Genomic DNA, 21,452 nt, shown 5'->3' on the forward strand with positions numbered 1-21,452 from the left:
CCGTGGCCTGACAGGATTTCGCATCATCGACCCGCTCGCCTTATCCCCTGACATCGATCCGGCGGCCAGCCCGCCGCCGGATTCCTCAGGCACAGCGCGGCGCTGGCTGGTGCTCTATCCGCGCGCGATCCCGCTGGTGATCTTCCTCGCGCTGGCCGCGATCACCGCGCTCTCGGTGTTCTCGATCGAGAGCAACGCCCGCGCCCGCGAACGCGCGCAGATGCGCGAATATGCCCAGGGCGTCGCGGCGGCACTGGACCGCAGCGGGAGCGGCTTCACCTCCTACCTGCGCGCGGGCGCGGCGCTGTTCGCGAGTGTCGAGGAAGTCAGCCCCGACACCTTCGACAGCTTCGTGCGCGCGCTGAAGCTCAACACCGAATATTCGGGCGCAGAAGGCATAGGCTGGATCCCAGTGATGGAAGCGCGCGATCTGCCCGGCTTTCTTGCCCGTATCAGGGCGAGCCAGCCCGCCTATCCCGACATCTTCCCCGCCCCCACCAGCGCCACCGGGCGCGTGGCGCCGGTCGCGATGTTCGCGCCCGCCACCGCATTGAACCGCCGCGCGCTGGGCTACGACATGTATTCCGACGCCGCCCACGCCGCCGCCATGGCCGAGGCCGAGCTGACCCTGCGCCCGGCCGCCTCGGGCCGCATCGTGCTGCGGCAGGAAACCAGCGGCACCGCGCCCGCCTTCGCGATCTATATGCCGGTGTTCCGTATGGACCGGGACGGGGACGAGCCCGGCGGGCGGCGGCTGGCAGGCTTCGTCTACACCCCGTTCCGGGCGCGCGAATTCCTCGATTCGGCGATCGACCGCGCCGGGCAGAACGTCTTCGGCGTGCGGCTCTACGATGGCGAGGTATCGACCGGGCACCTGCTGGTCGCCCATTCCATCGCCGATGCGGCGCGCGACACCGTCCAGCAGCAGGTCACCATCGCCGATCGCAAGCTGATGCTGGTGGTGGAGCACACCGATCATCAGGTGCTCTCCCCGCTGTCGATGGTGACGCTGGCCTTCGGGCTGGCGCTTGCGAGCCTGCTGATGCTGCTGGCGCGGCTGCTGACCCAGCAGGCCTTCGAGGACCAGGCGCGGCTCGCCTTCTTCGAGGAACAGCACTCGATCCGCAATTCGCTGACCCGCGAGCTCAATCACCGGGTCAAGAACACGCTCGCCAACGTGCTCTCGATCCTGTCGCTGACCCGCAGGCGCGCGAGCGGGCTCGATGATTTCGCCGACAGCCTCGAGGGCCGCATCCGCGCGCTCTCGGCAACGCATGACCTGCTCACCGTGACCGACTGGGGCACGACCCCGATCCGTTCGGTGATCGAGGCCGAGCTCCAGCATTTCCGCATCGCGCTGGGGGATGCGATCATGCTCGAGGGGCCAGAGCTGGAGCTGGCGCCGAATGACGCGCTGTCCTTCGGGCTGGCGGTGCATGAACTCGCCACCAACGCCGCCAAATATGGCGCGCTGAGCGTGCCCGGCGGCAAGGTCACGATCCGCTGGAACCGGGGAGAGGACGCGGCGGCCGAGACCGGATGGGCCGAGGTCGAATGGCAGGAGACCGGCGGGCCGCCCGTGGCGGGCGAGCGCCGCCGCGGCTTCGGCACCGAGCTGATCGAGAAGGTCGTCGCCCACGAACTGCGCCAGCCGGTGACGCTCGACTTCGCCCCGAGCGGGGTGCGCTGCGTGCTGCGCGTGCCGGTGCGGCGGCCGACGGATTTCCGGATCCGCGAGCGGGACGCTGATCGCAGGGTCAGGAAGCCTTGATTTTGCGGTCGCGCTGACGCGCGACGCAGACCACCCGCCCCGCCTCCCCACCCGGCCACCAATAGTACCACTATGTTATGGTGGCCGGGTGGGGAGGCGGGGCGGGTGGTCTGCGCCACCGAAGGTGGCACGAAATCAAAGAGGCCGCGTGCTTCCGAAAAACAGCGCCTGGCTGATCGCCGCGCGCACGGTCGCTTCCTGGAAGGGCTTGGTGACCAGATAGGTCGGCTCGGGCCGGTCGCCGGTCAGCAGGCGCTCGGGGTAGGCGGTGATGAAGATCACCGGCATCGTCCCCACGGCGAGGATATCGTCGACCGCATCGAGACCCGACGAGCCGTCGGCGAGCTGGATGTCGGCCAGCACCAGCCCCGGCATCGCCTCGGCCACCGCCGCGCGGGCCTGGGTGCGGGTTGCTGCGGTGCCGCTGACCGTGTGGCCGAGGCCGGTCACGAGGTCTTCGAGCTGCATCGCGATCAGCGGCTCGTCCTCGATGATGAGCACGCTGGTGGTCTGTTCGCGCTCGATCTCGGCGATGGCTTCGGCGACCAGCGCCTCGACCTCTTCCGGGGTGCGTTCGAGGATCGCGGCGGTCTCGGGAACGGTGAAATCCTCGAGCGTGGTCAGCAGCAGCGCCTGGCGCGCGGGCGGGGTGATTGCGCCGAGCCGCGCCTGCGCCCCGGCCTCGTGCTCGCTGGCCGGATCGCCCGCGGCGGCAGCACCCGATCCGCTCGCCCAGACCTTGCCGAAGGCGCGGTAGAGCGGCACGCGCCCGCCTGCGAGGCTCTCCATCAGCGCGCTGTCGGCGAGCGCGGCCTCGAGCGTTTCGCGCACATAGGCATCGCCGCTCGCCTGCGATCCGGTCAGCGCGCGGGCATAGCGGCGCAGGAAGGGAAGGTGGGCGGCGATCTGGCTTCCGAGGGACATGGACGATCTTTCGCTGGTCTGGATGAGCAACCGACTCGTGCCCATAGCGGTTCCCCGCGCCCCCGTCGCCCCCGTCGCGCAAGGCGCTGGATCGGCTGGGTTTCCTGCGTAGTTTCCCTAGGGTCAAAAAAATTTCGCGGAAGCCGGGAACCGCCTGCGAGGACGATCATTATCCTCTTGTCACCGCCGAGACCCCCCTCCCGTCCAAGCGGCTGGTGATACGATCCCGAAAGGCCTCCGTTGTTCTGCAACGGAGGCCTTTTTTCGTCGGGCTCCGAAAGTCCCTCCCCGTCCGCTTGCGGATGGGGAGGTGGCGCCGCGCAGCGGTGACGGAGGGGTCTGGTCCAAGCGGGGGGATATTACCCCTCCGTCAGCCCTGCGGGCTGCCACCTCCCCATTGCTTCGCAACGGGGAGGGACCTTCAGCCCAACCCCTTCCCGTAAATCACATACTCGCGGTTCACCTTCGACTGGATCGTGTCGGCAATCGCCACCATCCCCTGGTTGTCCTCGAGCACCCAGCCGAGCTCGCCGCGTACCGAGCCGAACTTGGTGTTCGATTGCTCGCGGATCGCCTCGATCATCATGAAGGCAAGCTGGCTCGCAAGCCGGCTGGAGTGGTACTCCTTGAGCACCCCCATCAGCGGCACCCGCATCCCTGCGCCCTTGGGGAAACGCAGCCAGCGCAGCATGGTGATCCAGCCGAAGGGGAAGAGCTTGCCCCGGATCTTCGCCAGCGCGTCGTTGACGTCGGGGAAGGTCAGCATGAAGGCGACGGGCCGCCCGTCGACCTCGGCGATCATGTTCAGTTCTTCCTTGATGATCGCGCGCAGCTTCTTGCCGGCATAGGCGACCTCGGCCGGAGTGAAGGGCACGAAGCCCCAGTTGTCCGACCACGCATCGTTGAGGATGCCGAGGATGATCGCAACCTCGTTGTCCCAATCCGCCTTGCGCACACGGCGTACATTGATCCGCGCGTTCTTGTGGCCCGATTGCACGATCCGCTGCACCAGCGGGGGGAAGGGCTTCGAGATGTCGAGATCATAGGTGTAGAGCGTCTTGGCGCGGGTGTAGCCCGCCGCCTCGATCCATGCCGCGTAATGCGCGGGGTGGTGGCCCATCAGCAGCATCGGCGCGTGGTCCTGCCCCTTCACCAGGAGGCCCGGTTCTTCCCAGATCGAGAGCGAGATGGGCCCCAGCACCCGCGTCATCCCCTCGCCCGCCAGCCAGCCCTCCGCAGCGGTCAGCAGCGCGCGCGCGACGGCCTCGTCCTCGGCATCGAAATAGCCGAAGAAGCCGGTGCCGGGGCCGAAGCCCTGTTCGGCGGGCATGGCGAGCGCGAGTTCGTCGATATGCGCCGAGATGCGCCCGACCGGCCTGCCGCCCTGCTTCGCGATGAACAATTGCACCCGGGCATGGCCGAAGAAGGGGTTCTTGTCCGGATCGACCAGCTCGATCTGCTCGGATCGGATCTGCGGCACGAAATGCGGCAGACGGTCCGAAAAGGCGCGGCCGAGATCGACGAAGGCCGCCCTGCCGCGCTTGTCGCTGACCGGCTCGATCACTATCTGTCCTGCACGGGCCATTACATCCGTCACGAAGGCGTCCTCGTATTTGCTCTGGGTCAAGGCGTCTGTGTCGCGCTCGCGCCAATCGCGCAAGCTATCGATCACTCTCACCAACATCCCGCGTTTGGCTTGGCCCCCGATTTGCGGTAGGGCGCGCCTCAGGAAATTGCTGAAATGACCATGCACCAGACCATCCACGCAACGCCCGCGCCAATGCCCGCGAAGGCGACCCGCGTCCAGTTCATGGCCGAGGACGACAAGGCGATGCTGCGCGCCGCGCGCGACCTCACCAAGGGGCTGGGCGAGGCTCGTCCGGGTATCTACTGGCCCGACATGCTGATCTCGGCGGGCGTGGGCTATGCCGGGATTGCGGTTGCGATCGCCTCGGCAAGTGTCGCGGTGAAGCTCGCCGCCGGGCTGGTGGCGGCGCTGGCGCTCTACCGCGCGCTGATGTTCATCCACGAGCTGACCCACATCCACCGCGATGCGCTGCCGGGTTTTCGCACCGCGTGGAATCTGCTGGTCGGCATCCCGATGCTGACGCCCTCCTTCATGTATGAGGGCGTCCACGTGATCCACCACAAGCGCACGCAATACGGCACGATCGAGGATCCCGAATACCTGCCGCTGGCACTGATGAAGCCGTGGAGCCTGCCGCTGTTCGTTTTGATTGCGATGCTGCTGCCGGTGGCGCTGATCGTGCGCTTCGGGGTGCTCTACCCGCTCGGGCTGCTGGTGCCGCCCCTGCGCGCCTTCGTGTGGGAGCGGTTTTCCTCGCTCTCGATCAACCCCGAGTTCCGCCGCAAGGCGCCCGAGGGCGAGTTCGCCGGGCGGGTGCGCTGGCAGGAAGCGGGCGCGAGCCTGTGGGCGATGGCGCTGATCGCCAGCATTTTCGTGTTCGGCTGGCAGCCGCTGGCGACCGCGCTTGCGATCCTCTCGCTCGCCGCGGTGCTCAACCAGCTGCGCACGCTCGTCGCGCACCTGTGGGAGAACGAGGGCGAGGCGATGACGGTGACTGCGCAGTTCCTTGACTCTGTCAACGTGCCGCCCCCGGGCATTGCGGCGGAGATCTGGGCACCGGTGGGCCTGCGCTATCACGCGCTGCACCACCTGATGCCCTCGATGCCCTACCACGACCTCCCCGAAGCCCACCGCCGTCTGGTGCGCGAGCTGGGCACTGGGTCGACCTACGAGGGCGCGAACCATCCGGGGATGCTGACGCTGGTGGGCCGGATCGCCAAGAGCACGATGGGGAAGCGTATTTAGTCCCTCCCCGTCCGCTTGCGGATGGGGAGGTGGCGCCGCGAAGCGGTGACGGAGGGGTTTGACCCTGCCGCCTTACCCCTCCGTCAGCCGCCTGCGGCGTCTGCCACCTCCCCATTCGCACCGCGAACGGGGAGGGACTCTAGTCCAGAAAACAGATCATCGCACAGCGCCGGTCGGCGGGCAGGCCGTCGTCGACTTCGTTGGCCAGTTCCCCCGCCAGACGCGGGTGGGCGTCGAGGGCGGTGACTTCCTCGAATCCGAGCCGCGCGTAGAACGGGCCGTTCCATGCGAGGTCGCGGAAGGTGGTGAGGGTCAGCGCCCTGAAGCCGGTGTTGCGCGCGTCGATCTGCGCGGCGCGCACCAGCCCCGCCCCGATCCCGCGCCGCTGGAAGGCGGGGGCGACATCCATCTCCCAGATATGCAGCTCGCGGCTGAAGGGCTGGGCGACCAGAAACCCCGCCATCGCCTCGCCGACGTGCGCGACGAGGCTGTGGCCCCGGCGGATCAGGCGCGCATAGTCATCTGCCGAACGGGTGCGCGAAGGGTCGATCGAAGGCTCGCCGGCAAAGGCCTCAGCCGCCGCGCGCTCGATCGCGGGCATGGCCGCGGCATCCTCCGCCCGCGCCAGCCGCAGCGACCAGTCGCCCGGCCTCACTCCTCGGTCCGGATCAGCACCGTCTCGCCGACCAGCAGGAAGAGGAAGAACGGCGCCCATGCCGCAAGCAGCGGCGGGTAGCCGCCGAAGCTGCCCATCGCGAGCGCGGCATTGTCGACCACGAAATAGGCAAAGCCCAGCGCCATGCCGATGATCGCGCGCACGAACAGCTGGCCCGAGCGCGCGAGGCCGAAGGCGGCGATCGAGCCCAGCAGCGGCATCAGCAGCGCCGAGAGCGGCCCCGACAGGCGGTGCCACCACTTGGCGCGCATCTCGTCGGTGTTGCGGCCCGCGGTCTCGTAGGCGGCGATGCTCTCGCCCAGCTCCCAGAAGCTCTGCGCATCGGGATCGACCGATTGCAGCATGATCCGCTCAGGGGAGAGGCCCTGCCCCACAACCAGCGCGGGCGGACGCTCGGTGACCGCACCCGAAACATCGAAGCGCACCGGGTTCTCGAGCCGCCAGCCGGGCCCGGCATAGGACGCGCGGGGCGCGCGGATCTGCTCGCGGATGATCCCGCCGGGGCCGCGCGCGTACCAGGTGACGCCGGTCAGCACGATGCCCTTGCCCGAGCCGCTGAGGGTGGCGGCCGAGAGGATGTTCTCGCCATCGGTGAGGTAGATGTTGGAGCGCGGCTTGCCGGCGCTGCTGTCCTCGGCGGGGATCGGGCCATAGTCGGCGGCCTCCCACGCCTTCAGGGTCGCGTTTGCGCGGGTCAGCACGCGTTCGTTGAAGCCGAAGCTCACCGCCGCCACCAGCGCCGCGGTCAGCAGCATCGGCGCGAGCACCTGATGGGCAGAGAGCCCCGCCGCGCGCATCGCGATCACCTCGCTGTTGGCGTTCAGCGGCCAGAAGGTCAGCAGCGAGGCGAGCAGCACCGAATAGGGCAGGAAGTTCGCCACCAGCTGCGGCAGGCGCAGGCTGGCATAGCGCAGCACCTCGGCCTGCCCGTTGCCGGGCGCTGCCAGGATGTCGCCGGTCTTCGACAGCAGGTCGAGCGCCAGCAGCACCAGCACCAGCATGAACAGCACCGCGACGATGCGCACCACGAAGAGCTTCGCCAGATAGAGCGTCAGCGTGCGCGAGGGGAAGAAATCGAGCTGCATCGCGGTCTACTCGGCCGGGGCCGCTTCAGCGGGGCGGTAGGCGCGCGGCTGGCGGCGGGCGAAGAGCTTGCCGACCTGCTTCGAGAGCTTGGCAAAGGTCATCTCGAGCGCGCCGATCGCCTGCCCGCCCGGGACATGGGCGACGCGGTAATACATCCACACGATCAGCCCCGCGAACAGGGTGAAGGGTACCCAGAAGGCCAGCATCGGATCGAGCCGCCCAAGGGAGGCGACGTCCTCGCCGTACTGGTTCACCTTGTGATAAGCGACCACCATGATGATCGAGACGAACACGCCCAGCGCGCTCGTCGAGCGCTTGGGCGGGATCGCGAGGGCGACCGCCAGCAGCGGCATCAGCAGCATCATCACGATCTCGACCAGCCGGAAGTTGAAGCTGGCAACGCTCGCATCGCGCTGCTCTGGCGCGGTGTCGCGGCTCCAGCCCATCCGCAGCAATTCGGGGAGGATATATTCGCGCGTCTCGTCCCCGCGGGCGCGGAACTTCTCGATCGCGGGCAAGTCGATCGGCAGGTCGTGGCGGCTGAAGCTCAGCACGCGCGGGGTCTGGCCCCTCATGCCGGTGTCCTGGATGATCGTGCCCTCGGTCAGCCGCAGGATGATCGTGCCGGGATTGTCGCGGGTGGCGAGGAACGCCCCCTCGCGCGCGCTGATCGAGAGCACCTGGCCCTTCTTGTTGGCGACGCGGGCGAAGATGCCGACGAGCCTGCGCCCCTCGTCCTCGCTCTCCTCGATGCGCAAGGCCATGCGGTCGGCCAGCGTGGTGAATTCGCCGACCTTGATCGAGGCCCCGAGCGCGCCCGAGCGCAGTTCGTATTCGAGCTGCTCGTAATAGTAGCGGCTGAGCGGCTGGATGTAGAACACCAGCGCGACATTCACCGCGACCAGCACCAGCGTGATGAGGTAGGGCATCCTGAGCAGGCGGAAATAGGACATGCCGACGCCGCGCATCGTGTCGAGCTCGGACGAGGTCGCGAGTTTGCGGAAGGCGAGCAGTACGCCGAGCAGCAGGCCCAGGGGAATGGCGAGGCTCGCATATTCGGGCACCAGCGCGCCGAGCATCTTGAACACCACGCCCACCGGCCCGCCCTCGACCGCGACGAAATCGAACAGCTTGAGCATCTTGTCGAGCATCAGCAGCGACGCGGCGAGCGCGAAGACGCCGAGCATCGGCACGATCGTGAGCCGCAGGATGTAGCGATCGATGGCGGGGATGAAGTTCAGCAAGGGGCGTGGGGTCCGTGGGTGGCGCGGCTCATGCCCTAGCCGCTTCGCGCGGGCGCGTCATGTCCCCAATTGCGGTTGTTTGCCGCCGCGCGCGTGCATCTCACCAGAACAGGCTGCCGGGGTTGCCCTTGAACGGCCCCGCCTCGCGCGAGGTTACCCAGCCGCCGTAGAAGCCGCCGGGTTGCGGCTTGACCTGCTCGCCGTCGATGGTCACGCTCTCGAAGGGGGCGGCGTAGAAGGCGATATGGTCGCGGATCGGGGCGAAGGCGGGCGAGGGAGCGGCGTAGGACCAGCCCGCGCCCACGAGGCGTTCATCGCCGATCACCACGTCCCAGTAACGCGCCAGCCCCTTCCACTCGCAGATCGAGCCGCCCGCATTGGGCACCAGCTGCGCCATCGCGATGTCGGTCTGGGGGATATAGTAGGTCGGCGGATGCGAGGTTTCGAGCGTGCGCCACGCCGCGCGGGTATCGGCCAGCAGGATGCCGCGATGCAGGATGCGGATATGGCGCGCGGTGGGTTCGACCAGCGGCGGCCGGGGGTAGTCCCAGACGCTTTCCTGCCCGGGCTGCACCGGATCGGGAGCAGGCTGGTGGGGGAGCCTCACGCGCCGCGCACGCCCTGCTCGCCGCTCAGGCCTTTTCCAGCGTGCATTGCAGCGGGTGCTGGTTCTGGCGCGCGAAGTCCATCACCTGGTTCACCTTGGTCTCGGCGACCTCATAGGTGAAGATCCCGCACACGCCGACGCCGCGCTGGTGGACGTGGAGCATGACGCGGGTGGCCTGTTCGAGGTCCATCGAGAAGAAGCGCTTCAGCACCAGCACCACGAATTCCATCGGGGTGTAATCGTCGTTGAGCATCAGCACCTTGTACTGGCTCGGCTTCTTGGGCTTGGCGCGGGTCTTGGTGGCGACGCCGACCTGGTTCTGCCCGCCGCCGTCCTTGCCCTCGTCATCCTCGGCGGCGCGCACGCGCAGCGGCTGCGACAGGGGCAGCCCGGCCACGGCGGCCGACAGAGGAGGGCGGGAATGGAGCATGCGCCCCCATTATGGGATTCGCGCTCGCGTGTGCAAGCGATTGCGTGGGAATTGTTTGGTCTCATGCGGGCCCACCCCCGGCCACGATACCCGCCCCGGGCTTGACCCGGGGGCAAGCGGGAGGGGTGATTGTGGCGCGACCAGTCCCCCTCCCGCTTGCGGGAGGGGTTAGGGGTGGGCCTGCGCGACGGCAAACAAAGAAAAGGCCGGCCAGACTTGCGTCTGGCCGGCCAGCGCCTTGCGGCGCGCTCTCGTGGACCGGGTTGGGAGAGAGAGGAGAGAGGCCCGGCCGGAGAATTCCTTAGGCGGCGGTCTTCACCTTCTCGACCGCGACGCTGACGCGGTTCGAGATCGGGGCGAAGGCGTCGTTGTAGAGCTTCACCCAGGCTTCGGTGCGCTTCGAGCCGAAGGCGACCACGGCGTCGAAGTTGCGACGGGCGATTTCGCCCTGAAGCTGGAACAGCTCGGTCGGCGACTTCACGGCAGCAACCTTCTTGGCGTCTTCGGTGACGGTCTCGATCACGGTCTTGCCGGTCTCGACGTTGTCCTTGAGCAGTTCCTGCGCGCCGGTGAAGAAGATCTTACCGCTTTCGACGACGGCTTCGACGTTCGCCTTGGTGAACTCGGTCGCTTCGGCGGTGTATTCACCGGTCTTGGCGAAGGCGGTCTTGGCGCGGGTCTGGAGGTCGGCGACGACGTTCTTGGCGGTCGCGGTGATATCGGCGGTCTTGGCAGTGGCCATGATGGTATCCTTGAGCTTGATGACGGGATTGGTCTTGGGCGCGGCGGCGGCAGGCTTGGCAGCCTTGGGAGCGGTCTTCACAGCCGCCTTCTTCACCACCGCAGCCTTCTTGACCGGTGCGGTCTTGGTCGCCGTCTTCTTGACGGTCTTGGCCGCAGCCTTCTTCACCGGGGCCGCCTTCTTGGCGACGACCGGAGCCTTCTTGGGCGCGGCGGGAGTCTTCACAGCCGGAGCGGCTTTCGGCGCTTCGACGATCTTGGCCGATGCTTCGGCGTAGGCCTTCTCGGCAGCCGCGTCGATCTTGGCGACTGGAGCCTTCACTTCGGCAGTGTTCTCAACTTCGGACATGGCGACCTCGCTTCATGTTGCATTGCACAAAATAGTGAACGCGGATGCGAAGTCAAGCGTTTTTGTGCAGTGCACAAAAATCTTCAAATACCGATAGATTCAGTATTTTAACCGAACCGTGCCCATCATGCTGCACAAGCGGGGCATCTTCAGCGCGTTTTCACATAGCGCCCCGGCGCGTCCTCGATCACTGTATCGCCCTTGCCGCCCGGCACGCGCTTGCCCTCTGCGGGCACGCGGCTGTCGGACTGCCGTTGCACCCATGCGAGCCAGTGCGGCCACCAGCTGCCCGGATGCTCGGTCGCGCCCGCGATGAAGTCCTTGAGGCTGGGCGCATGGCTGTCGCCGACCCAGTACTGGTACTTGCCCGCGGACGGCGGATTGACCACGCCCGCGATATGCCCCGAGCCTGCCAGCAGGAACTCGGTCGGCCCGGTGAAGTGCTTCGTGATCCGCCACACGCTTTCGGCGGGTGCGATGTGGTCCTCGCGCCCCGCCTGCACGAAGCTGGGGGTGGCGACCCGCGTCAGGTCGATCGGCGTCCCGTCCGCCTCCAGCGCGTCGGGCACCACCAGCTTGTTGTCGCGGTAGAGGTCGCGCAGATAGGCATTGTGCCACTTGGAGGGCAGGTTGGTGACGTCGCCGTTCCAGTGGAGCAGGTCGAAGGCGGGGTAATCCTCGCCCAAGAGGTAGTTGTTGACGACGTAGTTCCAGATCAGGTCGCGCCCGCGCAGCGCATTGAAGGTCGCCGCGAGATAGCGCCCGTCGAGATAGCCTTGCGGGGAGAGCTGCCCGATCATCTCGAGCTGGCCTTCGTCGATGAAGTTCTTGAGATCGCCCGCCCGCTCGAAATCGACCTGTGCGGTGAAGAAGGTGGCCGACTTGACCTTGTCCGCCTCGCCCCGCCGCGCCAGCACGGCAAGCGCCGCCGCGAGCGTCGTCCCCGCCACGCAATAGCCGATGGTGTGGACGGCGGGCACGTCGAGCCGTGCGCGGACATGGTCGATCGCCTCGATCTGGGCGCGGATGTAATCGTCCCACACCACCTCGGCCATCGTCTCGTCGGCGCTCTTCCAGCTGACCACGAACACCGTGATCCCTTGGTCGACCGCCCACTTGATGAAGCTCTTTTTGGGGGTGAGGTCGAGGATGTAGAAGCGGTTGATCCACGGCGGGAAGATCACCAGCGGTACTTCAAGCACGTCTTGCGTCGAGGGCGAATACTGGATCAGCTGGTAGAGCGGCGTCTCGTGCACCACCTTGCCGGGGCTTGCAGCGAGGTTCTCGCCGAGGCGGAAGGCGTTGGGGTCGGTGTGGGTCAGCTGCCCGCGCTTGAGGTCATTGACGAGGTGCTGCATCCCGCGCACCAGATTGGCGCCCTTGGTTTCCATCGTGCGCTTGAGCACCACCGGATTGAGCGCAAGGAAGTTGTCCGGGCTCATCGCCTCGGCCAGCGCCGTCACCGCGAATTCGAGCTGCTGGCGCTTGGTCTTGTCGAGCCCCTCCATGCCCCTGACCGCGCCCCGGAAATAGTCGGCGAGCATCAGATAGGTCTGGTGGAGCAGCAGGAAGGCGGGATGCTCGCGCCAGGCAGGATCGGCGAAGCGGCGGTCGGACTTGGGCAGGGCGGCGGCTTCGGGCGCTTCGGCGGCCTTCCCACCGGTGGCGCCCGCGGCAAAGCTCTGCATCACCCCGGACCACAGCTGCATCTGGTCCTGCACCAGCTTGCCCGAGGCCTCGAACATCCCCTTGGGCATCTGGCCGAGCATCGCCTGCGACATCACCAGCCACTGCGCCGGATCCATCATGTTGCTGCCCGCACCCATGCCGCCCTTCGCCGCCTTCTCGGCCGCGGCGGTGGTCTGGTGGGTGGCGAAATCGAGCCAAAGCTGCTGGAGCTGCGCGGCGGTGGCGGCCCATTCGGTCATCTCGGACGGGTCGATCCCGGGCATCGCGAGCGATTCGGGGGCCTTGCCGCCCAGCATTTCGCGCAAGGCCTCGCCCTGCATGTCGAAGAAGCCCTTGAGGCTCTCGCCCGCTGCCGCCATCAGGTCGTTGTCCTGTGCCATCGCCCGAAATCGTTCCTTCCTCAGCCCGCAGACGCGATAGTGCCGTCAATCGGCGCTCGTCGCAACTCGCCGAAAACGCCCTTCCCTGCTAGAGCAATATTCGCCAAGGGAAGGATGCCGCGGATGCAATCGACCCCGCGCAAGACAAGGTAATGACGAGCATGAATGACCAGTTCTATCGCATGAAGCGGATGCCCCCGTATGTGATCGCGGAGGTCAATGCCATGCGTCATGCCGCCCGTCTTGCGGGGCAGGACATCATCGACCTCGGCATGGGTAACCCCGACCAGCCTCCGCCGCAGCATGTTATCGACAAGCTGTGCGAGGTGGCGGCCAAGCCCGACGCGCACGGCTATTCGCAGTCCAAGGGCATCCCGGGCCTGCGCCGCGCGCAGGCGGGCTATTACGCCCGCCGCTTCGGGGTCGAGCTCGATCCCGAGACCGAGGTGGTGGTGACGATGGGCTCGAAGGAGGGCCTCTCGAGCCTCGCCACCGCGATCATCGCGCCGGGCGACGTGGTGCTGGCGCCCAACCCGTCCTACCCGATCCACACCTTCGGCTTCATCATTGCAGGCGCGACGATCCGTTCGGTGCCGACCACGCCTGACGAGCATTACTGGGAATCGCTCGAGCGGGCGATGAACTACACCGTGCCGCGCCCCAGCGTGCTGGTGGTGAGCTATCCCTCGAACCCCACGGCCGAGACGGTCGAACTGCCGTTCTACGAGCGGCTGGTCGCCTGGGCGAAGGAGAACCAGGTCTGGATCGTCAGCGACCTTGCCTATTCGGAGCTCTATTTCGACGGCAAGCCCACGCGCTCGATCATGGAAGTGCCGGGCGCCAAGGACGTGGCGATCGAATTCACCTCGATGTCGAAGACCTATTCGATGGCGGGTTGGCGGATGGGCTTTGCGGTCGGCAACAAACAGCTGATCGCGGCGCTGACGCGGGTGAAGTCCTATCTCGATTACGGCGCCTTTACCCCGATCCAGGCGGCGGCCTGCGCGGCATTGAACGGGCCGCAGGACATCATCGAGACGAATCGCGAGCTCTATCACAAGCGCCGCGACGTGATGGTCGAGGCTTTCGGGCGCGCCGGGTGGGACATTCCCCCGCCGCCCGCCTCGATGTTCGCCTGGGCCCCGCTGCCGCCGGCGCTGAAATCGATGGGCAGCCTCGAATTCTCCAAGCAGCTCCTGACCCAGGCGCAGGTGGCGGTCGCGCCCGGCGTGGGCTATGGCGAGAACGGCGAGGGCTATGTCCGGATCGCGATGGTCGAGAACGAGCAGCGGCTGCGCCAGGCGGCGCGCAACATCAAGCGCTACCTCCAGTCAGTGGGCGTTAACAGTTCCGCAGCCTAAGCCTTTCGCAGACCGGCAGGACTTTCTGGTCCAAAATGGGAGAAATTCTGTCCGGTTTGCGTTAGTTTGCGGGTAACATGGGATGAAGTTCGCAAGGAGAGGGCCATGGCGTCCGGAGCCGCGAAGCGGCTGACCGACAGACAGCGCGCCGTCATGGAACGGATTGACCGGCGCGTCCCGATCAAGGTGATCGCGACCGAGCTCGGGGTGTCCGAGACCCGGATAAACCAGCACATCCGCGCCCTGAAGGACTTTTACGACGCCGCCAGCCTCGGCGAGCTGGTCGAGAATTACCGCGCCACGCTCGCCCCCGAGGAGAGCGGGGAAGCGCCGGAAAACGGCCTCGGGACAATTGCGGATGAAGCTTTGCTGAAGCCCTTCAGCGAACCTGCATACACAAATTCTCAGATTAACGGCGCGGCTGATCTGACTGATTTCGGCGGTCGGGATGACCCGGGCCGACTGGTCCTCAGCGATGCGATGCCCCTGATCGAACAGGCGCCGTGGCTGCAGGCAGGCGAACCGCGGGTGGTCCCCGGAGTGCTCGATGGTGAGCATGCCGTCCTGCTGCGACTGGGGGCGATCGTCGGGATCGCCACCGGCATCCTGGCTTCGGTGATCCTTGTGGTCACGGCCGCGATGACACTCAGCGCAGCAACGGAAGGCAAGGCTCAACTCTCCGCGGAAACCAAAGCAGCGGCCGGGTGAGCACCGGTGCTGCTGGAGACCACCGATGGAAAACCGTATTCTTGCCGACGCCCACAATCTGAAGAAGCTCGTGCGCGAAGCGGAGGCGCTTGCCGATGAATCGATCATCGCCATGGCCCGGCTCAAGCAGGCGATGCTCGCCGCCCGCCAGAACCCGGCGATCGAGGTCCACACCGGCCAGCGCGCGCTGGTCCGCCTGACCGAGGCCGAGAGCTACGCCCTGTCGATGTCGACCAACCTGCTGCGCGTGCATGACGAACTGAGCAAGGTCGCGCGCGTCCACGCCGGCGGCGACGAGGGCATCCCCACGGTCGTGCCGCCGGCCGCAGTCGAACTTCAGCCGGCGCGCCGGGAAGCTGCCGGAGAGCAGGTGATCGCCTGAACCGATGAACGACTGGCTGGAATTGTTCAACGCGTACCGTGCTCCCGTCCAGCACGTCGCCAGCTTGCTGCTTGCCGCGGCGATCTGGCGATGGGGCGGGAGCCCGGAGCGTTGGCTGGCCGCGGTTTTCGTCTCGACCATGATTTTCCCGCTTTATCTTGTGCGCCTTCTCGGTCTGCAGACGTCCTTCGCGGTCGGCCCCTGGGAAGATTACTATGTGCTGATCGACGTTGTCGCGGCGGTCCTGTTCCTGGGCGTGGCGTTGAACGCCAACCGCAATTACCCGATGGGCATTGCCGCTTTCCAGCTGGTCGCGGTCGGCGCGCACATGGTCAACGCGGTCGCGGACCGGGCCTCGCCGCTGGCCATTGCGATCCTTGTCATCGGCCCCTCCTATTTCCAGCTGCTGCTGCTGCTGACCGGCTTCATCCGGCACGTCCGGCGCGAGCGACGCTTCGGTCCCTACCGGGCGTGGCGCGCTGCCCCGCCCTCGATCGGAGGGCTGACGATATGAGGCCCGCCCCGCCCCCGTCCCGCCTTGCCCTGAGGAGGGTGCGCCGATGCTGACCCAGGCCCTTTCCCGAAGCGGCGAGAGCGCGCTCTCGCAGGATCAGCGTGCGGCGGCGATGATCGCCTATCTGCGCAGTCTCGTGCTCGCGCCGCCCGCACAATACGAACGCGGCCATGCCATCTTCCTCGATCCGCACAGCAACTGGCTGGGCGATGCGCCCTGCGGGATCGGCACGATGACGACGCTCGCGATCCGGATGCGCGCGTTGCTCGGCGATGCGCTGCGCCACGATGCGGCCGGGATCATCCTCGCGCACAGCCACCCCTCGGGGCACTGCCGCCCGAGCGGCTGCGACATCGCCACCACCCGCCGTCTCGCCGAGATCGCCCGTGCGCTCGACATCACACTGATCGATCACCTGATCTTCACCACCGACGCGGTCTACTCGATGCGCGCAGGAGGCCTGCTGTGAACGCGCCGATCGCCTCGGACCACTTCCCCGGCAACGACATGGCCGGACCGCGCTTTCGCGAGGCGGGCGAGATGGTGCTCGACCAGTTCCACCGTGACGGACGGGTCGATGCCCAGTGGCTCGGCCTCCACCCGCGCGAATTCGCGCTGCTGTGGCGCCTCGCCGAGCAACCGGGCGAGCGTCTGTGCGACCGGCAGCTCCACCTCGAGGCTTTCCGCATCACCCAGGGCCCCGAGCCCGAGGGCATCGCCGCCGATATCGCGCGCCTGCGCGACAAGCTGGCCGCGGCAGGGGCCGGCCACCTGATCTGCACCGACGGCGATGGCCGCTATTTCATCGAGGTGCCCCCGGACTGCGGCCTCTCGCGCCTCGCTGCGGGGTAACGCGCGGCTCTGGACAGGCGGCGGGCGATGGGTCAATCTCACGGGCAAAGACAAGCCTAGAGGGATCCGCCTGACATGACCGCCGCCACCACCATCGCCAATGACCGCGTCTCGATCGAACTGGGCGAGGACGGCGTCGCCGACGTCCGCTTCGTGCGCGCGGAGAAGATGAACGCGCTCGACCCCGAGATGTTCGAGCGCATCATCGAGGCCGGCCACGCGCTCCAGCGCATGAAGGGCCTGCGCGCGGTGGTGCTCTCGGGCGAGGGGCGGGCCTTCTGCGCCGGGCTCGACCTGTCGAACTTCTCGAGGAAGCCCCCCGAGGACGAACCCCCGCTGACCGAGCGCACCTATGGCAACGCGAACCGCCCGCAGCAGGTGGCGATGCAGTGGCGCAAGCTCCCCGTCCCGGTGATCGCCGCGATCCACGGCGTGTGCTTCGGCGGCGGCCTCCAGATCGCGAGCGGCGCGGACATCCGCATCGTCCATCCCGAGACGCGGCTGGCGATCATGGAGATGAAGTGGGGCCTCGTCCCCGACATGGGCGGCTATGTGCTGTGGCGGGGCCTGGTGCGGGATGACGTGCTGCGCGAGCTCATCTACACCAACCGCGAATTCAACGGCGGCGAGGCGCTCTCGCTCGGCCTTGCGACCTATGTCGACGACAACCCCCGCGAGCGCGCCTTCGCCATCGCTCGCCAGATCGCGCTCAAGAACCCCCACGCGATCCGCGCCGCCAAGCGGCTTCAGGCCGGGATGTGGGAACAGGATGCCAATGCGATCCTGATGGAGGAGAGCATCGAGCAGCACGCGATCATGCGCAGCCGCAACCAGGTCGAGGCGGTGATGGCCGAGATGGAGCGCCGCAAGCCGAACTTCGAGGACCTTTAGGCCGCCGGCCCCGTGGTGATCCCGGCGCTGTCCGCCGGGGTCTCTACCGGCGTGTCGCGCTCGACCCGCTCGGAATAGCGGTCGACCAGCGTGTCGGCATGGGGCCGCAGCAGCACGGTGAAGCGCACCAGCTCCTCCATCACGTCGACGATCCGGTCGTAATAGGCCGAGGGCTTCATCCGCCCACTCTCGTCGAATTCCATATAGGCCTTGGCGACCGAGGACTGGTTGGGGATGGTGAACATCCGCATCCAGCGCCCGAGGATGCGCAGGGCATTGACCGCGTTGAAGCTCTGCGAGCCGCCGCTCACCTGCATCACCGCCAGCGTGCGGCCCTGCGTCGGGCGCAGGCCCTTGTAGGCGAGTGGCAGGTGGTCGATCTGCGCCTTCATGATCCCAGTGATGGTGCCGTGGCGTTCGGGGCTGCACCACACCTGCGCCTCCGACCAAAGCGCGTGCTCGCGCAGCTCGTGCACGGCGGGGTGATCGTCGCCCGGGTGCTGGTCGGGCAGCGGCAGGTCGGACGGGTCGAAGATCCGCGTCTCGCAGCCGAAGTATTGCAGCAGCCGCGCCGCCTCTTCCACCGCGAGGCGCGAGAAGGAGCGTTCGCGCAGCGATCCGTAGAGCAGCAGCACGCGCAGCGGCGGGTCCATCGGCCCTAGGCCCAGCGCCGGGCAGGCATGGGCATATTCGGGCTTCAGCGCAGGCAGGTGCGCCGGATCGGGCAGGGGGCGAAGGCGGGTGTATGCAGTCATGCCGGGCTCTCCGGAAAGCGGGCGCGGGTGCGGTTGGCAAAGGCGACCAGCGAGAGCATCACCGGCACCTCGACCAGCACGCCGACGACGGTCGCCAGCGCCGCGCCGCTCGTGAGGCCGAACAGGCCGATGGCGACCGCCACCGCCAGCTCGAAGAAGTTCGATGTGCCGATCAGCGCGCAAGGCGCGGCAATGGCGTGCGGCACCCGCCACGCCCAGGCCCAGGCATAGGCGGCCGCGAAGATGCCGTAGGACTGGATGATGATCGGCACCGCGATCAGCGCGATCAGCAGCGGATTGGCGATGATCGTGCCTGCCTGAAAGGCGAAGAGCAGCACCACGGTGGCCAGCAGACCGATGATCGACCACGGCTTCAATCGCGCGGTGAAGGCATCGACTGCCGCCGCATCGCCGCCATGGCTCGCAATCACCCGCCCGCGGGTGAGCGCGCCCGCCGCCAGCGGGATCACCACATAGAGCACGACCGACAGCAGCAGCGTCTCCCACGGCACGACGATATCGGTCACGCCCAGCAGCAGCGCGACGATGGGCGCGAAGGCGACGATCATCACGAGGTCGTTCGCCGCCACCTGCACCAGCGTGTAGGCCGGATCGCCGCGGGCCATCTGCGACCACACGAACACCATCGCGGTGCAGGGCGCGGCGCCGAGCAGGATCAGCCCGGCGATATACTCCTGCGCGTCGGCGCGGGACAGCAGGCTGGCGTAGAGGTAATCGAAGAACAGCACGCCCAATGCGGCCATGGTGAAGGGCTTGACCAGCCAGTTGACCACCAGCGTGATCACCAGCCCCTTGGGCTTCTTCCCGATGTCGCGGATGCTGGCGAAGTCGACGCCGACCATCATCGGGAAGATCATCGCCCAGATCAGCACCGCGACGACGAGGTTGACCGAGGCATATTCGAGCCCCGCCAGCACGCCGACCGCGTCCGGCGCGGCAAGGCCCAGCGCCAGCCCTGCCAGAATGGCGAGCAGCACCCAGACCGAAAGATAACGCTCGAACAGGCCCAGCGGGGAGGCGGCGGCGCTGCTCATCAGGCGGCTCCTTCCATCGCGCCGATTGCGGCAATCGCGGCCTTGTCCAGCGCCGCCCGGTCGAGCGCGAGGAAGGCCCGCACCCGCATCTCAAGCAGGCGCCAGGTCTCCTCGAAGGCGGCGTCCACATCCGCGTCGCTGCCGGTGACGTCGGCCGGATCGGGGAGGCCCCAATGGGCCTTGAGCGGGCTGCCGAGGAACACCGGGCACGCCTCGCCCGCCGCATTGCCGCACACGGTGATCGCAAGGTCAATGGCCGGGGCATCGGAGCCGGTGAATTCGTTCCAGCTCTTGGAGCGCAAAGCGCCGGTGTCGATCCCGCGCCGCGCCAACAGCCGCAGCGCGCCCGGATGCGGCACGCCCTTGGGCTTGCTCCCCGCGCTGAAGGCCCGCACGCGGCCCTCTCCCAAGTGGTTGAACAGCGCCTCGCCGAGGATCGAGCGGGCCGAGTTGCCGGTGCACAGCACCAGCACGGTGAAGGGGGTGTCGGACATGGTCAGCCTCTCGGGCCGGGTTCGCAGGCGAGCCCCGCCACCAGGTCGCCGCACATCTCGGGCGCGCCCTGGCAGCAGTCCTGCATCAGGAAGGTGAGCAGACGGCGCATGCCGCCGAAGTCGGCGCGGTAGCGGATCAGGCGGCTCTCGCGCTCGGACTGCACCAGCCCGGCCCGCTCGAGCGTGGCGAGATGGTGCGACATGGTCGAGGGCGGCACGCCGCAATGCTCGGCGATCGCGCCCGCGATCATGCCCTGCGGCCCCGCGGTCACCAGCGCGCGAAACACCGCGAGCCGTGTCTCGTGCGCGAGCGCGCCCAGCGCATCGACCGCCCAGACCGGGGTGTTGAGATCGTCCATGGCCTCCACCTTTCGAGAACCATCGAATTAATAGTCTCGTGCAGGCGGGTCAATCCGGCAATTCGAAAAATGTCGAAATAAGGGGGCTATGCGGGCCTCAGCCGAACACCGCGACGCACTGCATCCCGTCGAGCACCTGCCGCCCGTCCGCGTCCCACATCCTGAGGCGCTCGGAGGAATAGCCGCTATCTGCGTGCTGGCTGGCGTTCTCGGCGAGATACCAGCCATCGCGCGAGCGGCTCTCGGGGTCGAGCACGTTGAACGACCAGTTGATCGAGCTGATCGGCCCCTGCCGCTGCATCGCCCGCATCGCGCCGGGCGGCATGACGTCGCCCATCAGCACCAGCGTCGAGACCGGGTCGAGGTCATGCGCCTCGGTCAGCCGCGCCCAGCGCCGCACGGTCGCGCCGCGGTCGGTGCCCTTGGTCTGCCCGTGGCGCAGCTCGAAGTTCTTGGCGACGAAGGCGGGGGCGAACTGGTGGGTGACCTGCGGATTGTCCTCGGGCGGCCCGGGCCATTCCTCGGGGAGGCCCGAGGGATGCACCGCATTGGCCTCGCGCCCCTCGCCGAACAGCCAGAAGGCGGTGAGGGCGACGCGACCCTCGGCGATGATCTCGCTGCGCAGCTGGGTGACGTTGCGGCCTTGCCGGACAATCTCCGCGCGCAGTTCGATGTCCTCGCCCACCGGCGCGACGAAGGCGATCTGCCCCGCGCGCAGGGGTGGCAGGCCCGGAAAGGCGCGAACCGCCATGGTATAGGCCACCAGCGCCGAGGCCCCGCCATAGAGCGTGCGCCCCTGCATCCAGTCGGCGGCATGGGTGAGGCGGGCAGGCCCGGGCTGGCCGGTGACGGGTTCGAGGAGGCTCGCGATGGTCATGTGCAAAGCCATGCCGCGCGCTGCGGGCGGCGTCCAGACTGACGTTAGGGAAGGGCGCGCGCCAATCTCACATTGCCAAGCCGCCCCCGAATCGCTAGTGCGCCGCTTCCGTCCGGGGCTTCGCCCCCGGAAGGCTCGGCCCGATGGCGGAGTGGTGACGCAGCGGACTGCAAATCCGTATACGCCGGTTCGATTCCGGCTCGGGCCTCCACACCTTTTAGCGATTGCGAACCCGCGGCCTTGGCCTTAGGGCGCTTTTGCCGGAATGCCGCTTTAGCTCAGTCGGTAGAGCACATCATTCGTAATGATGGGGTCACGTGTTCGAGTCACGTAAGCGGCACCACCTTTTTTCCGCACTTTCTCTAGGAAAATCATAGCCTCCCTGTGGAGGGCCTTTGGGCTTGATGGGGCGATTTTGCCTGCTGAGAAGGCGAAACCCACGGTGGACCCAAGGAATCGCCTACAAGCCCTTCG

The 21,452-nt window shown here is 67.4% G+C and carries 23 protein-coding genes and 2 tRNA genes; 11 read left to right on the plus strand and 14 right to left on the minus strand.

Annotation, left to right across the window (positions count from 1 at the left end):
* Positions 1 to 109 precede the first annotated feature (109 nt).
* A complete protein-coding gene (locus PFX90_RS05695) occupies positions 110 to 1,771 on the plus strand; it encodes a CHASE domain-containing protein (protein ID WP_285711418.1) in 1,662 nt (553 codons plus the stop codon).
* 135 nt (positions 1,772 to 1,906) lie between these two features.
* Here the strand turns inward: PFX90_RS05695 and PFX90_RS05700 are convergent, their stop codons facing one another.
* Together PFX90_RS05700 and PFX90_RS05705 are read right to left on the minus strand one after the other, a co-directional pair.
* The gene (locus tag PFX90_RS05700; RefSeq protein WP_285711419.1) at positions 1,907 to 2,695 is read right to left on the minus strand and encodes a response regulator; all 789 of its coding nucleotides are present in this window, start codon (positions 2,693 to 2,695) and stop codon (positions 1,907 to 1,909) included.
* 421 nt (positions 2,696 to 3,116) lie between these two features.
* The gene (locus tag PFX90_RS05705) at positions 3,117 to 4,280 is read right to left on the minus strand and encodes an N-acetyltransferase (RefSeq protein WP_285712038.1); all 1,164 of its coding nucleotides are present in this window, start codon (positions 4,278 to 4,280) and stop codon (positions 3,117 to 3,119) included.
* 156 nt (positions 4,281 to 4,436) lie between these two features.
* On the opposite strand from PFX90_RS05705, the gene PFX90_RS05710 reads away from it, so the two are divergent.
* Positions 4,437 to 5,528, plus strand: a complete 1,092-nt coding sequence (locus tag PFX90_RS05710; RefSeq protein WP_285711420.1) for a fatty acid desaturase family protein — start codon at positions 4,437 to 4,439, stop codon at positions 5,526 to 5,528.
* A gap of 139 nt (positions 5,529 to 5,667) precedes the next feature.
* On the opposite strand, the gene PFX90_RS05715 is transcribed toward PFX90_RS05710, so the two are convergent.
* The 7 genes from PFX90_RS05715 to PFX90_RS05745 all read right to left on the minus strand — a co-directional run bounded on the left by PFX90_RS05715 (position 5,668) and on the right by PFX90_RS05745 (position 12,730).
* The gene (locus PFX90_RS05715) at positions 5,668 to 6,129 is read right to left on the minus strand and encodes a GNAT family N-acetyltransferase (RefSeq protein WP_285711421.1); all 462 of its coding nucleotides are present in this window, start codon (positions 6,127 to 6,129) and stop codon (positions 5,668 to 5,670) included.
* A gap of 50 nt (positions 6,130 to 6,179) precedes the next feature.
* A complete protein-coding gene (gene lptG, locus PFX90_RS05720) occupies positions 6,180 to 7,289 on the minus strand; it encodes an LPS export ABC transporter permease LptG (protein ID WP_285711422.1) in 1,110 nt (369 codons plus the stop codon).
* Positions 7,290 to 7,295: 6 nt separating this feature from the next.
* On the minus strand, positions 7,296 to 8,531 hold the full coding sequence (locus PFX90_RS05725) for an LptF/LptG family permease (protein WP_285712039.1): 1,236 nt from the start codon (positions 8,529 to 8,531) through the stop codon (positions 7,296 to 7,298).
* Between the two features lie 103 nt (positions 8,532 to 8,634).
* Positions 8,635 to 9,141, minus strand: a complete 507-nt coding sequence (locus tag PFX90_RS05730) for a DUF427 domain-containing protein (RefSeq protein WP_285711423.1) — start codon at positions 9,139 to 9,141, stop codon at positions 8,635 to 8,637.
* A gap of 25 nt (positions 9,142 to 9,166) precedes the next feature.
* Positions 9,167 to 9,571 (minus strand): ATP-dependent Clp protease adapter ClpS, encoded by a 405-nt coding sequence (gene clpS / locus PFX90_RS05735; protein ID WP_419180083.1) that lies wholly within the window; start codon positions 9,569 to 9,571, stop codon positions 9,167 to 9,169.
* Between the two features lie 301 nt (positions 9,572 to 9,872).
* Positions 9,873 to 10,661, minus strand: coding sequence for a phasin family protein (locus PFX90_RS05740; protein WP_285711424.1), 789 nt, complete (start codon positions 10,659 to 10,661; stop codon positions 9,873 to 9,875).
* 149 nt (positions 10,662 to 10,810) lie between these two features.
* Positions 10,811 to 12,730 (minus strand): PHA/PHB synthase family protein, encoded by a 1,920-nt coding sequence (locus PFX90_RS05745; protein WP_285711425.1) that lies wholly within the window; start codon positions 12,728 to 12,730, stop codon positions 10,811 to 10,813.
* Between the two features lie 161 nt (positions 12,731 to 12,891).
* Between PFX90_RS05745 and PFX90_RS05750 the strand changes: the two genes are divergently transcribed.
* The 7 genes from PFX90_RS05750 (at position 12,892) to PFX90_RS05780 (ending at position 17,438) form a co-directional block, all read left to right on the plus strand.
* Entirely contained in the window at positions 12,892 to 14,091 is a 1,200-nt protein-coding gene (locus PFX90_RS05750) for an LL-diaminopimelate aminotransferase (protein WP_285712041.1), read from the plus strand.
* Positions 14,092 to 14,196: 105 nt separating this feature from the next.
* Positions 14,197 to 14,799 carry a helix-turn-helix domain-containing protein gene (locus PFX90_RS05755; protein WP_285711426.1) on the plus strand — a complete coding sequence of 201 codons (603 nt, stop codon included), beginning with the start codon at positions 14,197 to 14,199 and terminating at the stop codon, positions 14,797 to 14,799.
* Positions 14,800 to 14,824: 25 nt separating this feature from the next.
* On the plus strand, positions 14,825 to 15,181 hold the full coding sequence (locus PFX90_RS05760; RefSeq protein WP_285711427.1) for a hypothetical protein: 357 nt from the start codon (positions 14,825 to 14,827) through the stop codon (positions 15,179 to 15,181).
* Positions 15,182 to 15,185: 4 nt separating this feature from the next.
* On the plus strand, positions 15,186 to 15,695 hold the full coding sequence (locus PFX90_RS05765; protein ID WP_285711428.1) for a hypothetical protein: 510 nt from the start codon (positions 15,186 to 15,188) through the stop codon (positions 15,693 to 15,695).
* 46 nt (positions 15,696 to 15,741) lie between these two features.
* Complete coding sequence (locus tag PFX90_RS05770; protein ID WP_285711429.1) at positions 15,742 to 16,164, plus strand: JAB domain-containing protein; 423 nt, start codon at positions 15,742 to 15,744, stop codon at positions 16,162 to 16,164.
* On the plus strand, positions 16,161 to 16,547 hold the full coding sequence (locus tag PFX90_RS05775; protein ID WP_285711430.1) for a winged helix-turn-helix domain-containing protein: 387 nt from the start codon (positions 16,161 to 16,163) through the stop codon (positions 16,545 to 16,547). The genes PFX90_RS05770 and PFX90_RS05775 overlap by 4 nt, the downstream gene beginning before the upstream one ends.
* A 75-nt stretch (positions 16,548 to 16,622) precedes the next feature.
* Positions 16,623 to 17,438 carry a crotonase/enoyl-CoA hydratase family protein gene (locus PFX90_RS05780; protein ID WP_285711431.1) on the plus strand — a complete coding sequence of 272 codons (816 nt, stop codon included), beginning with the start codon at positions 16,623 to 16,625 and terminating at the stop codon, positions 17,436 to 17,438.
* On the opposite strand, the gene arsH is transcribed toward PFX90_RS05780, so the two are convergent.
* From arsH to PFX90_RS05805, 5 genes are all read right to left on the minus strand, one after another.
* On the minus strand, positions 17,435 to 18,193 hold the full coding sequence (gene arsH / locus PFX90_RS05785; protein ID WP_285711432.1) for an arsenical resistance protein ArsH: 759 nt from the start codon (positions 18,191 to 18,193) through the stop codon (positions 17,435 to 17,437). The two genes, PFX90_RS05780 and arsH, sit on opposite strands and share 4 nt — an antisense overlap.
* On the minus strand, positions 18,190 to 19,248 hold the full coding sequence (gene arsB / locus PFX90_RS05790) for an ACR3 family arsenite efflux transporter (protein WP_285711433.1): 1,059 nt from the start codon (positions 19,246 to 19,248) through the stop codon (positions 18,190 to 18,192). The genes arsH and arsB overlap by 4 nt, the downstream gene beginning before the upstream one ends.
* Positions 19,248 to 19,742 (minus strand): arsenate reductase ArsC, encoded by a 495-nt coding sequence (locus PFX90_RS05795; protein WP_285711434.1) that lies wholly within the window; start codon positions 19,740 to 19,742, stop codon positions 19,248 to 19,250. Before PFX90_RS05795 ends, arsB begins: the two co-directional genes overlap by 1 nt.
* A gap of 2 nt (positions 19,743 to 19,744) precedes the next feature.
* Positions 19,745 to 20,101, minus strand: coding sequence for an ArsR/SmtB family transcription factor (locus PFX90_RS05800; protein ID WP_285711435.1), 357 nt, complete (start codon positions 20,099 to 20,101; stop codon positions 19,745 to 19,747).
* Between the two features lie 97 nt (positions 20,102 to 20,198).
* Entirely contained in the window at positions 20,199 to 20,978 is a 780-nt protein-coding gene (locus tag PFX90_RS05805; protein ID WP_285711436.1) for an acyl-CoA thioesterase, read from the minus strand.
* A 137-nt stretch (positions 20,979 to 21,115) separates the two neighbouring features.
* On the opposite strand from PFX90_RS05805, the gene PFX90_RS05810 reads away from it, so the two are divergent.
* Together PFX90_RS05810 and PFX90_RS05815 are read left to right on the plus strand one after the other, a co-directional pair.
* Positions 21,116 to 21,189 (plus strand) — tRNA-Cys (locus PFX90_RS05810).
* A gap of 56 nt (positions 21,190 to 21,245) precedes the next feature.
* Positions 21,246 to 21,321: transfer RNA gene (locus PFX90_RS05815), tRNA-Thr, on the plus strand.
* Positions 21,322 to 21,452: the final 131 nt, after the last annotated feature.

Origin of the sequence: Erythrobacter oryzae, assembly GCF_030271515.1 — a bacterium.
In the GTDB taxonomy this organism is placed as follows: domain Bacteria; phylum Pseudomonadota; class Alphaproteobacteria; order Sphingomonadales; family Sphingomonadaceae; genus Erythrobacter; species Erythrobacter oryzae.

Coding starts and splice junctions, on each gene's coding strand:
- lptG (WP_285711422.1), bottom strand. CDS start 7,289: ATGCAGCTCGATTTCTTCCCCTCGCGCACGCTGACGCTCTATCTGGCG.
- PFX90_RS05795 (WP_285711434.1), bottom strand. CDS start 19,742: ATGTCCGACACCCCCTTCACCGTGCTGGTGCTGTGCACCGGCAACTCG.
- PFX90_RS05780 (WP_285711431.1), top strand. CDS start 16,623: ATGACCGCCGCCACCACCATCGCCAATGACCGCGTCTCGATCGAACTG.
- arsB (WP_285711433.1), bottom strand. CDS start 19,248: ATGAGCAGCGCCGCCGCCTCCCCGCTGGGCCTGTTCGAGCGTTATCTT.
- PFX90_RS05765 (WP_285711428.1), top strand. CDS start 15,186: ATGAACGACTGGCTGGAATTGTTCAACGCGTACCGTGCTCCCGTCCAG.
- PFX90_RS05745 (WP_285711425.1), bottom strand. CDS start 12,730: ATGGCACAGGACAACGACCTGATGGCGGCAGCGGGCGAGAGCCTCAAG.
- PFX90_RS05715 (WP_285711421.1), bottom strand. CDS start 6,129: ATGCCCGCGATCGAGCGCGCGGCGGCTGAGGCCTTTGCCGGCGAGCCT.
- PFX90_RS05800 (WP_285711435.1), bottom strand. CDS start 20,101: ATGGACGATCTCAACACCCCGGTCTGGGCGGTCGATGCGCTGGGCGCG.
- PFX90_RS05705 (WP_285712038.1), bottom strand. CDS start 4,280: ATGGCCCGTGCAGGACAGATAGTGATCGAGCCGGTCAGCGACAAGCGC.
- PFX90_RS05805 (WP_285711436.1), bottom strand. CDS start 20,978: ATGACCATCGCGAGCCTCCTCGAACCCGTCACCGGCCAGCCCGGGCCT.
- PFX90_RS05760 (WP_285711427.1), top strand. CDS start 14,825: ATGGAAAACCGTATTCTTGCCGACGCCCACAATCTGAAGAAGCTCGTG.
- PFX90_RS05770 (WP_285711429.1), top strand. CDS start 15,742: ATGCTGACCCAGGCCCTTTCCCGAAGCGGCGAGAGCGCGCTCTCGCAG.
- PFX90_RS05755 (WP_285711426.1), top strand. CDS start 14,197: ATGGCGTCCGGAGCCGCGAAGCGGCTGACCGACAGACAGCGCGCCGTC.
- PFX90_RS05740 (WP_285711424.1), bottom strand. CDS start 10,661: ATGTCCGAAGTTGAGAACACTGCCGAAGTGAAGGCTCCAGTCGCCAAG.
- arsH (WP_285711432.1), bottom strand. CDS start 18,193: ATGACTGCATACACCCGCCTTCGCCCCCTGCCCGATCCGGCGCACCTG.
- PFX90_RS05750 (WP_285712041.1), top strand. CDS start 12,892: ATGAATGACCAGTTCTATCGCATGAAGCGGATGCCCCCGTATGTGATC.
- PFX90_RS05700 (WP_285711419.1), bottom strand. CDS start 2,695: ATGTCCCTCGGAAGCCAGATCGCCGCCCACCTTCCCTTCCTGCGCCGC.
- PFX90_RS05710 (WP_285711420.1), top strand. CDS start 4,437: ATGACCATGCACCAGACCATCCACGCAACGCCCGCGCCAATGCCCGCG.
- clpS (WP_419180083.1), bottom strand. CDS start 9,571: ATGCTCCATTCCCGCCCTCCTCTGTCGGCCGCCGTGGCCGGGCTGCCC.